At 69.6% G+C, this 11,931-nt stretch carries 12 protein-coding genes; 7 read left to right on the forward strand and 5 right to left on the reverse strand.

The features are described from left to right. Window positions 1-198: 198 nt before the first annotated feature. Window positions 199-1,512, forward strand: a complete 1,314-nt coding sequence (locus FKO37_RS38105; protein ID WP_037809767.1) for a DUF349 domain-containing protein — start codon at window positions 199-201, stop codon at window positions 1,510-1,512. Window positions 1,513-1,572: 60 nt separating this feature from the next. Here FKO37_RS38105 and FKO37_RS38110 read toward each other — a convergent pair whose 3' ends face one another. Together FKO37_RS38110 and miaB are read right to left on the reverse strand one after the other, a co-directional pair. After that, on the reverse strand, window positions 1,573-2,049 hold the full coding sequence (locus FKO37_RS38110) for a membrane protein (RefSeq protein ID WP_037809765.1): 477 nt from the start codon (window positions 2,047-2,049) through the stop codon (window positions 1,573-1,575). Then, window positions 2,046-3,527 carry a tRNA (N6-isopentenyl adenosine(37)-C2)-methylthiotransferase MiaB gene (gene miaB, locus FKO37_RS38115; protein WP_238607611.1) on the reverse strand — a complete coding sequence of 494 codons (1,482 nt, stop codon included), beginning with the start codon at window positions 3,525-3,527 and terminating at the stop codon, window positions 2,046-2,048. Before miaB ends, FKO37_RS38110 begins: the two co-directional genes overlap by 4 nt. Before the next feature lie 233 nt (window positions 3,528-3,760). Here miaB and FKO37_RS38120 point away from each other — a divergent pair, with 233 nt between their 5' ends. Beyond that, entirely contained in the window at window positions 3,761-4,474 is a 714-nt protein-coding gene (locus tag FKO37_RS38120; RefSeq protein ID WP_037809761.1) for a heparin lyase I family protein, read from the forward strand. 19 nt (window positions 4,475-4,493) lie between these two features. Further along, window positions 4,494-5,411 carry a TAXI family TRAP transporter solute-binding subunit gene (locus FKO37_RS38125; protein ID WP_238607612.1) on the forward strand — a complete coding sequence of 306 codons (918 nt, stop codon included), beginning with the start codon at window positions 4,494-4,496 and terminating at the stop codon, window positions 5,409-5,411. Here the strand turns inward: FKO37_RS38125 and FKO37_RS38130 are convergent. Next, window positions 5,408-6,793 carry a HAMP domain-containing sensor histidine kinase gene (locus FKO37_RS38130; protein ID WP_037809757.1) on the reverse strand — a complete coding sequence of 462 codons (1,386 nt, stop codon included), beginning with the start codon at window positions 6,791-6,793 and terminating at the stop codon, window positions 5,408-5,410. The genes FKO37_RS38125 and FKO37_RS38130 overlap by 4 nt on opposite strands. Window positions 6,794-6,796: 3 nt before the next feature. Next, a complete protein-coding gene (locus tag FKO37_RS38135; protein ID WP_037809755.1) occupies window positions 6,797-7,465 on the reverse strand; it encodes a response regulator transcription factor in 669 nt (222 codons plus the stop codon). A 280-nt stretch (window positions 7,466-7,745) separates the two neighbouring features. On the opposite strand from FKO37_RS38135, the gene FKO37_RS38140 reads away from it, so the two are divergent. From FKO37_RS38140 to FKO37_RS38155, 4 genes are all read left to right on the forward strand, one after another. Beyond that, window positions 7,746-8,474 carry an amino acid ABC transporter ATP-binding protein gene (locus FKO37_RS38140; protein WP_199817444.1) on the forward strand — a complete coding sequence of 243 codons (729 nt, stop codon included), beginning with the start codon at window positions 7,746-7,748 and terminating at the stop codon, window positions 8,472-8,474. A gap of 117 nt (window positions 8,475-8,591) precedes the next feature. Next, on the forward strand, window positions 8,592-9,497 hold the full coding sequence (locus tag FKO37_RS38145; RefSeq protein ID WP_238607613.1) for a glutamate ABC transporter substrate-binding protein: 906 nt from the start codon (window positions 8,592-8,594) through the stop codon (window positions 9,495-9,497). A gap of 84 nt (window positions 9,498-9,581) precedes the next feature. Beyond that, a complete protein-coding gene (locus FKO37_RS38150) occupies window positions 9,582-10,229 on the forward strand; it encodes an amino acid ABC transporter permease (protein WP_037809751.1) in 648 nt (215 codons plus the stop codon). Continuing rightward, window positions 10,226-11,119: an amino acid ABC transporter permease gene (locus FKO37_RS38155; RefSeq protein ID WP_238607614.1), complete on the forward strand. Its 894-nt coding sequence runs from the start codon at window positions 10,226-10,228 to the stop codon at window positions 11,117-11,119. The genes FKO37_RS38150 and FKO37_RS38155 overlap by 4 nt, the downstream gene beginning before the upstream one ends. Window positions 11,120-11,185: 66 nt before the next feature. On the opposite strand, the gene FKO37_RS38160 is transcribed toward FKO37_RS38155, so the two are convergent. Next, the gene (locus tag FKO37_RS38160; protein ID WP_238607615.1) at window positions 11,186-11,533 is read right to left on the reverse strand and encodes a VOC family protein; all 348 of its coding nucleotides are present in this window, start codon (window positions 11,531-11,533) and stop codon (window positions 11,186-11,188) included. Window positions 11,534-11,931 lie beyond the last annotated feature (398 nt).

Here is an 11,931-nt window from a genome sequence, read left to right on the forward strand (position 1 = left end):
GGACGCGGGCACGGAGCGTCAAGGAGAAGTAGGATCAACGCTTTCAGGCGGCTCATCCAGTACCACGGCGCGCGCTGAGCTGCTTGAATGCCGCTGGGGCCCCATGCCCCCGGCAGAGCACGACAACAGCGTAACCCGGCCCCGCTCACGCGGCGGGGCGCCCGCAGCCGCGGGCGTACAGGCGATAAGGAGCCTGCGATGGCCCAGGAGAACACGTCCCCCGGCACCCCGGCACCGCACCCGGTGCCGCACGCGCAGGGCGCCGGCCATGCCGCGCCTCCGGTGCCGCCCGCCGAGCCCGCCCCCGCCACCTGGGGCCGGGTCGACGGGGAAGGCACCGTTTACGTCTTCACCGCCGACGGCGAACGCGAGGTCGGGGTCTGGCAGGCAGGCACGCCCGAGGAAGGCCTGCTGCACTACGCGCGCCGCTTCGACGACGTGCGCACCGAGGTCGAACTGCTCGAAACGCGGCTGAACTCCGGAGCGGGCGACCCGAAGCACGCCCTCTCCAGCGCCACCCAGATCCGCGACGGGCTCGGCGAGGCGGCCGTGGTCGGCGACCTGAAGGCGCTCGCCGCGCGGCTCGAGTTCGTGATCGGGCTGGCGGAGAAGGCGCTGGTCAACGTCAAGCACGAGCGAGAGGAAGCCCGGGCGGCGGCCGTGGCGCGCAAGCAGGCGCTGGCCGACGAGGCGGAGAAGATCGCCGCCGAGTCCACCCAGTGGAAGGCCGCGGGCGACCGGCTGCGCGCGATCCTCGACGAGTGGAAGACGGTCAAGGGCGTCGACCGCAAGACCGACGACGAGCTGTGGAAGCGCTTCTCGAAGGCGCGCGAGGCGTTCAACCGCCGCCGCGGCTCGCACTTCGCCGAACTGGACAAGCAGCGGGCCAGCGCGAAGCAGCGCAAGGAAGAGCTGATCGCCGAGGCCGAGGCGCTGTCCGACTCGGACGACTGGGGCGCCACCGCGGGCCGGTACAAGGACCTGATGGCCGAGTGGAAGGCCGCCGGACGCGCGCCCAAGGACAGCGACGAGGCGCTGTGGCAGCGGTTCCGCGCGGCGCAGGACGCGTTCTTCGCCCGCCGCTCGGCCGTGTTCTCCGAGCGCGACGCGGAGTTCGCCGGCAACGCTCAGCGCAAGGAAGAACTGCTGGTCGAGGCCGAGAAGATCGACGTGGCGGCCAACCTCGAGGCGGCCAAGTCGGCGTTGCGGCGGATCCAGGAGCAGTGGGACGAGATCGGCAAGGTCCCGCGCGAGCGCATCCGCGAACTGGACGGGCGGCTCAAGGCGGTGCAGGACGCGGTGAAGTCGGCCGAGGACAGCCGCTGGCGCCGCACCGACCCGGAGGCGCAGGCGCGAGCCGCGCAGTTCCGCGAGCGCGTCGAGCAGTTCGAATCGCAGGCCGCCAAGGCGCGGGCCGCCGGGGACGAGCGGCGGGCGAAGAAGGCCGAGGAGCAGGCCTCCCAGTGGCGGGAATGGATGGAGGCCGCGGAAGCCGCGGTCGCCGATCGCTGATCCGACGACACGAAAAGGGCCGGTACCCGCGGGTACCGGCCCTTTTTCATGCAGTTGGGTTCAGGTGCGCGAGAACGCGGTGCGCATCCAGAGCGTCGCCAGGACGATCGTCGCGATCCACGCCACGATCATCCCGATCCCCGGACCGTCCCCCGCCGCTCCGCTGGCGTGCGCGGACTGCTGCGACCAAATCGCCAGCAGGCCGTCGACCGAGGCGAACCAGCCGCCCGCGGCGCAGCACCACGCGACCCACCAGCGGCGCGACACGAGCGCGACCGCGCCGATGAACACGCCGACGCCGGTGGACGTCACGGCGAACAGCTGCGGGACCCCGCCCGCCTCGCCGGCCAGCGTCTCCCAGCCCGCGCGGCCCTGGGCCCACGGCAGGATCTGCGCCACGAGCAGCACGAACATCAGCACCGAGATGGTGAAGCCGCGCCTGCCCAGCTCCACCGTGCGCGCGGCGCGGCGGCCCGCGTCGTCGATCTCGTCGCTCAGCCTGCGGTCGACCTCGGCCGGCGTTCCCGGTTCGCTCATCCTGCACACCCACTCACCGGGGCCGGCTGCGCCGCCGGGGCTCCGAAGCCCGGCAGTCCCAGGGTGACCCCGCTCGTCTTGGGCCGAAGACCGGCTTCGGCGTTGTCGCCCGCTCGCGTGCGGCGATGGGTCAGGAGGTCGCCGTCCGCGACCAGGTGGTGCGGCGCGCCGTAGCTGATCACCGTCTCCACGACGTCGCCCGGCCGGACCGAACGGTCGACGGCCGCACCGGACGGCGTGAAGTGCACCAGCCGTCCGTCGCGGGCGCGCCCGCTCATCCGGTGCGTCTCCGCGTCCTTGCGCCCCTCGCCCGCGGCGACCAGCAGCTCGACCCGGCGGCCGACCAGCTTGCGGTTCTCTTCCCAGGAGATCCCGTTCTGCAGCTCGACCAGCCGGTCGTAGCGCTCCTGCACGACCTCCTTCGGCAGCTGGTCCGCCATCTCCGCGGCGGGCGTGCCGGGGCGCTTCGAGTACTGGAAGGTGAACGCGCTGGAGAACCGCGCGGCGCGGACGACGTCGAGGGTCGCCTGGAAGTCTTCCTCGGTCTCGCCGGGGAACCCGACGATGATGTCGGTGGTGATGGCGGCGTCCGGCATCTTGGCGCGCACCTCGTCGAGGATGTTCAGGAACCGCGTCGACCGGTACGACCGGCGCATCTCGCGCAGCACCCGGTCCGAACCGGACTGCAGCGGCATGTGCAGCTGGTGGCAGACGTTCGGGGTCTCGGCCATCGCGTCGATCACGTCCGAGGTGAACGCGGCCGGATGCGGCGAGGTGAACCGCACGCGCTCCAGCCCGTCGATCCCGCCGGTCGCGCGCAGCAGCTTGCCGAACGCGAGCCGGTCGCCGAACTCGACGCCGTAGGAGTTCACGTTCTGGCCCAGCAGGGTCACCTCGAGCACGCCCTCGGCGACCAGCGCCTCGACCTCGGCGAGGATCTCGCCGGGACGGCGGTCGCGCTCCTTGCCGCGCAGCGACGGCACGATGCAGAAGGTGCAGGTGTTGTTGCAGCCGACCGAAACCGACACCCAGCTCGCATAGGACGATTCGCGGCGCGCGGGCAGCGTGGACGGGAACGTCTCGAGCGATTCGAGGATCTCGACCTCGGCCTCGGCGTTGTGCCGCGCGCGCTCCAGCAGTGCCGGCAGCGAACCGATGTTGTGCGTCCCGAAGACGACGTCGACCCACGGCGCGCGCTTGACGATGTCGCCGCGGTCCTTCTGCGCGAGACACCCGCCGACGGCGATCTGCATGTCCGGATTGGCGACCTTGTCCGGGCGGAGGTGCCCGAGGGTGCCGTAGAGCTTGTTGTCCGCGTTCTCCCGCACGGCGCAGGTGTTGAACACGACCAGATCCGGCTTCGCCTGCCCGGGAGCGGGGACGTAGCCGGCTTCCTCGAGCTGCCCGGCGAGCCGTTCGGAGTCGTGCACGTTCATCTGGCAGCCGAACGTGCGGATCTGGTACGTTTTCGCGTTCATCGCGCTCCAGCCTAAACCCCGGGTCCCGCGCCGGACCCGGCACCCGGTCGGCGGACGTTATGCGACGCGGTCCGCCACGTATTCCGCTAATCGGGAAATGTGCCGTTGACCGGGAACGGAAATGCACCGGAACGGTCGTCGCCGAACAATTTTCGCTATTGTTTTCCGCGCCCGCCCGAAGATAAGATCACCGCCATTGTTCCGAATCGGACCGCCGCCGCTCTGGAGGAAATGTGCGCAAGGTTTTCGCCTGCTCCGCGGCCGCTGTCGCGAGCACGCTCGTCGTCGCCGCGCTGGCGGCCGCCCCGGTCTCCGCGGAACCGGTTCCGCAGTCGGTCACCTGGTCGGCCGACCCCGCCGACGGCCCCGGCGCGTTCAACTCGGTCCAGTGCGCCGACGGCCACTTCAAGACCGCGACCGACGCCGCGAAGGGCAAGGTGTGGGTCGCGGAGCAGCTCGCCCAGGAGGAGCGCTGCGAGGCGGTCGGCCCGGATCTCGCCGCGGGCAAGACGTTCTACCTCGGCTGGTCGTCGAAGTACCGGATCACCGACTCCACCAGCCGGTACGTGTTCCAGCTGAAATGCAGCCCGAGCACCGGCACCGCGAACCATCCGATCGTCCTCAAGATTTCCGGCGGCAAACTCCAGCTCGAGGAGTGGACGACCGACCACACCAGCGTCAAGCTGTGGAACGCGCCGGTCTCGAACGACGAGTGGCACGACATCGCGTTCCGGATCTCGACCGACCGCACCCAGGGCACCATCCAGTTCTGGTTCGACGGCAAACGCCAGACGTTCGCCGACGGGTCCACCACCTACACCGGAACCACGATCGACGGAACGCGGAACTACCTGAAGTGGGGCGTCTACCACCAGGCCGACGAGACGGCGACGCAGTGGTTCAGCAAGATCCGGATGGGCGACAGCCTGGCCGACGTCACCGGCTGACCTCTGGCACCATCGCTGCATGCGATGGAGGCTGACGGCGGCGCTGGCAGTGCTCACGGTGCTGCTGAGCGGGTGCGGGCCGAGCTTCGCGAACCTGCACCTGCGCGTCGCGGCCGGGTCGGTGGGCGGCGTCTACCACGATCTGGCCGGGCCGCTGGCGTCGGCGTGGGCGGGCGAACTCGGCATCGAGACGCCCGAGGTGCTCGCCACCCAGGGGTCGCGCGACAACCTCAACCGAGTGCTTTCCGGGGGCGCGGACGTCGCGTTCGTCGCCGCGGACCTGGCCGCGGACGCGGCGGCCGCGCACCCCGGCAAGCTCGCCGCGCTGGCCCGCATCCACGACGACTACCTGCACATCGTCGTCCGGAAGGACTCGCCCTACACGTCGGTCTCCATGCTGCGCGGCCGCCACATCGCGGTCGGCTCCCCGGAGTCGGGCGTCGAGTACATCGCCGACCGGGTGCTGCAGGTCGCCGGGCTGAAAGGCGCGGTCACGGTCAACCAGCTGAGCCTGGAGGACTCGCTCACCGCGCTGGAGAACCGCAAGGTCGACGCGATGTTCTGGTCCGGCGGGCTGCCGACGCCGCTGATCACCGAGTACAACCGCAAGGTCGGGCTGCGGCTGCTCGACATGTCCAACCTGATGCCGGGCATGCAGCGGTTCAGCCCGGTGTACGGCACCGCGACCATCCCCGGCAGCACCTACGACCAGCCCGGCCCGGTCACGACGCTCGTGGTGCCGAACTTCCTGGTCGTGCCCACCTCGATGTCCGCCGACGTCGCCGAAGCGCTCACGAAGGGCCTGTACGACGCCCGCCCGCAGCTCGCGGCGGTCAACCGGGCGGCCCTGTCGATCGACGTGCATCCGGGCATCGAGACCGGACCGCTGCCGTTGCATCCCGGCGCGCTGGCGTATTACCGCGCGGAGAAGGTCTAGCGCGCGACCGGGAAGTCCATCGCGATCCGCAACCCGCCGCCTTCCGGCAAGGACAGCTGGATCTCCCCGCCGGAATGCCGCACGATCTCGGTCACGATCGCCAGCCCCAGCCCCGATCCGGGCACGTTCTGATGCGCTGTGCTCCGCCAGAACCGGTCGACCGCCCGCTCCAGCTCGTCCTCGCGCAGTCCGGGCCCGTGGTCGCGCACCGAAACCGTCACCCGGTCCTCGGCAACGCTCGCGGCCACCTCGACGGAAGTACCGGAAGGGCTGAACTTGAGCGCGTTGTCCAGCAACGCGTCGAGCACGACCTCCAGCCCCCTCGGCGGCACGAGCACGCGCGCGCCGCCGACGTCCACCGCGCTCTCCAGCGAGACCTCGCGAGCCGCCCCGACCACCGACCAGTCGGCGACGCGATCGGCGATCACCTCGGCGAGGTCTTCGGAAACCAGCTCGCCGCCGGCGGATTCCGCGCGGGCCATGGACAGCAGCTCGTCGAGGATCTGGTTCAGCCGCTTGGCGTCCACCTGCGCCGCTTCGAGATCGGCCGCCGCGGCTTCGTCGGTGACCTGGCCGTCGAGATTGCCCAGCCGGATCTTCAACGCGGTCAACGGATTGCGCAGCTGATGCGAGGCGTCGGCGACGAACGCGCGCTGCGCGGCCAGCGCTTCCGAGACACTCGCCGCCATCCGGTCGAACGACCGTCCCAGCTGCCGCAGCTCCGGCGGGCCGCCGCTCTCCCCCACCGGCTCCGCTTCCCGGCCGCTGACCACGGACGCGACCAGCGCGCCGGTCGCCTCGTCCAGCCGCCGCACCGGGCGCAGCGTCCAGCGCACCACCGGCAGCGCGACGAGCAGCGCGAGCCCGAACGCGACCAGCGCGCACGCGGCCAGCAGCAGCCACTGCCACAGCAACTGGGTGCGGACGTGATCGGTCGCGGACTCCGTCACCACCGCGCCGCGCACCTCGCCGTCGATGAGGATCGGCTCGGCCAGCACCAGCGGTTTGCTCGCCCACGGCATCAGCAGCGGCCCGGCCTCGGGCGGACGGGCGGCGAGCGCCTCGTTCACCGGCACCCGGATCGCGGTCCGGTCGACGGCTCCGCCCACCGAGCTCAGCACCGGCTCGCCGTCCTGGTTCACCACGACCACTTTCACGCCGTACACCTCGGTGTACCGGCGCAGTTTGGGTTCCAGCAGCCCGAGCTCGTTGTCGAGCAGCGGACGCTGGGCGAGCGAGGCGAACCGCGAGGTGTCGGTGAGCCGGTCGAGGAAAAGCTTCTGCTGGAGGCTGCTCGCGATGCTGAGCGCGAGCGGGATGCCGAGCCCGAACACGAGCAGGGCGACGAGCGTGACGACGATGCCCTGCAGCCGGACGCGCACCGGTCAGTCCCGTCCGTTGCCCAGCCGGTAGCCGACGCCGCGCACCGTCTCGATCAGCGCCGGACGGCCGAGTTTGGTGCGCAGGGTGGCGACATGGACGTCCAGCGAACGGCTCTCGGCCGCGCCGCGGTGCCCCCACACCTCGTTCAGCACCTGTTCGCGCGAGCACACCGCACCGCCCGCCGCCGCGACCAGCGCGAGCACCTGGAACTCCTTGCGGGACAACGCGATCGGCTCGCCCGCGACCAGCACCTCGTACCGGGCGAGGTCGATCCGGACGTCGCCGACCTCCACCACCGGCACGGACGGCGCGGGCCGTTCGACCCGCCGCCGGCGCACCGCTTCGACACGCGCGAGCAGTTCCTCCACGTCGTACGGCTTGACCAGGTAGTCGTCGGCGCCGGCGCGCAGGCCGTGCACCCGGTCGTTCACCTCGCCGCGCGCGGACACGACGATCACCGCGACGTCGCTGACCGCGCGGATCTGCCGGCACAGCACCACGCCGTCGACGTCGGGAAGCCCCAGGTCGAGGAGGATCACGTCGACGTCGTGGACCCGGTCGAGCACCCCGGCCCCGGACGGCAGCCGCTGCATGGTGAGCCCGCGGCGGACCAGCGCGGGCACGAGCGCCCCGGCGACCCGGTCGTCGTCTTCCACCAGCAGCACGCGCACGCTTGCTCCTCCCCGGTGATCCAGACCACGGTAGCCGGACTCTAGGGCGCCACGCCCCGCGGACACGGTGCGTGGCGGCCGCCACAGTCCGGACTAGGCTGAACGCCGCCACGACGGCCGCATCCGATACGTAGTTGAAACCCTAAGTATTGCTCAAGCCGTCTTTACAAGAGATGTCCCGGTAGTAGGTTTCCGCAAGCGTTGCGGAACCCCGGTTCCGCGGACGCCGACGACCAACGGAGCTCTGGAGGCCACGATGACCACCGAGGTGGCGACGCCGATGATCAAGGCGGCCGCCGTGAACAAGTACTTCGGCGAGCTGCACGTGCTGCGCGAGATCACGCTCGAGGTGCCGCGCGGCCAGGTCGTCGTCGTGCTCGGGCCGTCCGGGTCGGGCAAGTCGACGCTGTGCCGCGCGATCAACCGGCTCGAGCCGATCAACTCCGGCGAGATCGCCGTCGACGGCGTGCCGCTGCCCGAGGAGGGCAAGGCGCTCGCCTCGCTGCGCGCCGACGTCGGGATGGTCTTCCAGCAGTTCAACCTGTTCGCGCACAAGACGATCCTCGAGAACGTCATGCTCGCGCCGGTGAAGGTGCGCAAGACCGCGCAGGCCGAGGCCCGCAAGACCGCGATGGAACTGCTCGAGCGCGTCGGCATCGCGAACCAGGCCGACAAGTACCCCGCCCAGCTGTCCGGCGGCCAGCAGCAGCGCGTCGCGATCGCCCGCGCGCTCGCGATGAAGCCCAAGGTGATGCTGTTCGACGAGCCGACCTCGGCGCTGGACCCGGAAATGGTCCAGGAGGTGCTGGACGTGATGACCGGCCTGGCGAAGGACGGCATGACCATGCTCGTGGTCACCCACGAGATGGGCTTCGCCCGCCGCGCCGCCGACCGGGTCATCTTCATGGCCGACGGCGAGATCGTCGAGGACACGACGCCGGAGGAGTTCTTCACCAAGCCGAAGTCCGACCGCGCGAAGGACTTCCTCGGCAAGATCCTGACCCACTGACCCGTTCGGGGGAATCCCCCGGCGCCCCGCGTCCGGGATGGCTGTAATCGGCCGTACCCGGACCGGTCCCGACGTTCCCGGACAGATGTTTCCCGGACAGATATTGGAGAGACTGACATGAGGATCCGCACCCTCGCGGCCGCTCTGCTCGCCGGCGGGCTGCTGCTCACGGCCTGCGGCAAGGAAGGCGCCCCGGCCGGCCCCGGCGGGGACAACAACGCGAGCGCCGCGCCGCTGCCCACCTACGAGGTGGCCAAGGACGTCAAGCTCGACGGCTCGCCGACCTTCACGAAGATCAAGAACGCGGGCACGATCACGATCGGCGTCAAGGACGACCAGCCCGAGCTGGGCCAGAAGGACCCGAAGACCGGCAAGTTCCAGGGCTTCGACATCGAGATCGCCCGGATGGTCGCGGCGGGCCTCGGCTTCAGCGAGGACAAGATCAAGTACACGACGGTCGACTCGGGCGCCCGCGAGCAGGCCATCTCCAACGGCCAGGTCGACCTCTACGTCGGCACCTACACCATCAGCGACAAGCGCAAGAAGCTCGTGTCGTTCGCCGGCCCGTACTTCCAGGCCGGGCAGGACCTGCTGGTGCGCAAGGACGACAACTCGATCACCGGCCCGGAGACGCTGAAGGGCAAGAAGGTCTGCTCGGTCACCGGGTCGACCCCGATCCAGCGCGTGCGCGAGCAGAAGCTGACCGACCAGATCGTCGAGTTCCAGAAGTACTCGCAGTGCGTCGAGAAGCTGCAGACGAAGGACGTCGACGCGGTCACCACCGACGACGCGATCCTCAAGGGCTACGCGGCACAGGACCCGGACACCTTCAAGGTCGTCGGCAAGCCGTTCTCGAAGGAGCCCTACGGCATCGGCCTGAACAAGGACGACAAGGTGCTGCGCGACAAGATCGACGACCTGCTGCAGGCCGCCGAGACCAACGGCACCTGGAAGAAGATCTACGACGCGACCCTCGGCAAGTCCGGCGCGCCCGCGACGCCGCCTGCCATCGAGCGGTACTGATCTGACCCGGCGGCCGGTGGGCGAAGCTTTCGCCCACCGGCCGCGGTACACCCACTATCGGCACACGGACGCGGGGAAGGCTCCATGGACGTCCTGCTCGACAATCTGGACCTCTTCGGTCCGTTCTTTCTCACCACGATCGAACTGTTCCTGATCGCGGGGGCGTGCAGCCTGGTGCTGGGCACGATCCTCGCGATGCTGCGGGTGAGCCCGGTCCCGGTGCTGCGCGCGATCGGCACGACCTACGTCACCGTCCTGCGCAACACGCCGCTGACGCTGGTGTTCGCGTTCCTCGTGTTCGCCTACCCGCTGCTCGACATCGTCAAGATCGACTACTTCCCGACCGCCGCGGTGGCGCTGACGATCTACACGTCGGCGTTCATCTGCGAGGTCGTGCGCTCGGGCATCAACACGGTGCCGATCGGCCAGGCCGAGGCGGGCCGCGCGCTGGGCCTGTCGTCCGGGCAGATCCTCGGCGGCATCGTCCTCCCGCAGGCGCTGCGGTCGGTCGTCCCGCCGCTCGTCAGCATGCTCATCGCGCTGCTGAAGAACACGACGATCGCCAGCGGGTTCTCGGTCGCCGAGGCCGGCGCGATCCGGCAGTACGTGTCCGAGCGCGGCGACAACCAGATGATCGCGCTGCTGTGGGTGGCACTCGGCTTCATCATCCTCGTGTCGGTGCTGTCGCTGGTGCAGCGCAGCCTGGAGAAGCGCTGGAGCGTGGCCCGATGAGCACGGTTCTTTTCGACACCCCGGGCCCGAAAGCGCGGGTGCGGCACCGGATCTACGCGGTGCTGGGCATCCTCGTCGTGGCGGCGCTGATCGCGTTCATCATCTACCGCTTCGTCGACAGCGGCCAGTTCGCCGGACGCAAATGGGAGTGGCTGCAGTACTCCCAGGTGCAGAGCGACCTCGCGAACGCCGTGCTGGCGACCGTGAAAGCCTTCGCACTGGGCGCGGTGCTGGCCATCGTGTTCGGCGCGGTCTTCGCAGCCGGACGGCTGTCCGATCACGCGTGGGTGCGCGGGATCTGCACGTTCGTCGTGGAGTTCTTCCGCGCGATCCCGCTGCTGATCCTGATGTTCCTGTTCTACTACGGCCTCCCGACCCTCGGCGTGGACACGTCGCCGCTGTTCGCGGTGGTGCTCGGCCTCACGCTGTACAACGGCTCGGTGCTGGCGGAGGTCTTCCGCGCGGGCATCCTGTCCCTGCCGAAGGGCCAGAGCGAAGCCGCGTACGCGCTCGGCATGCGCAAGACCCAGGTGATGTTCACGGTCCTGCTGCCTCAGGCGCTGCGCGCGATGCTGCCGACGATCATCAGCCAGCTGGTCGTGCTGCTCAAGGACACCGCGCTCGGCTTCCTCGTGACGTACCCGGAGCTGCTGTACTACGCCCGCTACATCGGCAGCCAGGGCGCCTTCGGCCGCCCGATCGTCCCGTCGACCCTCGTGGCCGCCGCGATCTACATCGCGATGTGCCTGCTGCTGACCGCGCTCGCGACTTACCTGGAGCGACGCAACCGGCGCAGCAAGAAGCACATCGACACGGACGCCGGCATCGAGCAGGCGGGGCTCACCGCTGCCGCGGGCAGCAACGTGATCGGTGGCGCTGGACCTGGCTGACGGTTCGTTCCGTTTCTCTTGAAGCCCCTGGCGCTGCTTTCCTTGCGGTGCCGGGGGTTTCTTGTTTCAGCCGTGTGCTGTCGGATGCCGCGGCTGGTACAGGGGCAGCACGCTGCCGCTGGGGAGGCGGATCGATGCTCGCGTGCCCCAGGATGCTGTGGTCGCCTCGCTCTCCACTTCGGCTCCCTTCGCGGTCAGCTGCCGGACTGTTTCGTCCAGGTCGTCGCACATCAGGTAGAACTCTTGCTGCGGCGTTCCTTCGGTTGGGTGCACGGCTAGTTCTGTTGGGGGCAAACGGAAGATGAGCCAGCCTTCGCCTGCGTCTACGTTTCCTAGGTCCAGTACGTCCCTGAGGAACTGTCGGTCTGCTGCTGCGTCTTTGCTGTAGAGGATGACGTGGGCGCCGGTGATCATGGTTCTTGTCCTTCCGGGAAGTCCTTTGACCGCAACGGAAATCGGCCCCGCCGTGGTCGAGCCGATCGAGTGATGCCGTCCGGTCGTGGGTGGTGCTAGCATTGGTTTTGTTGAAGTAAGTACATCGCATGTGATGTGAGCCCGCGAGCGTTCTCGTGGCGGCCGTCGCGATTCCCTTTCTCTCCCAGTGCGTTGGCCAGCGCATTGGTCGGTGCGATCTCGCCTGCGCGCGGTGAGTTCACGCTGTCTGGGGATCGCGACGTGCCGCTCGGGAGCCAGCCTCCAGGAGCGGGCCGCTGGGACCGTTCCGGTGACCCGACATCACGACCAGACTCATCAGCCGCCAGGAGGACTGCCTATTGCCGACCCACAACTTAATACGCCTGAATACGCCCGCA

The organism is Amycolatopsis sp. Poz14, assembly GCF_006704225.1.
Taxonomy (GTDB): domain Bacteria; phylum Actinomycetota; class Actinomycetes; order Mycobacteriales; family Pseudonocardiaceae; genus Amycolatopsis; species Amycolatopsis nivea.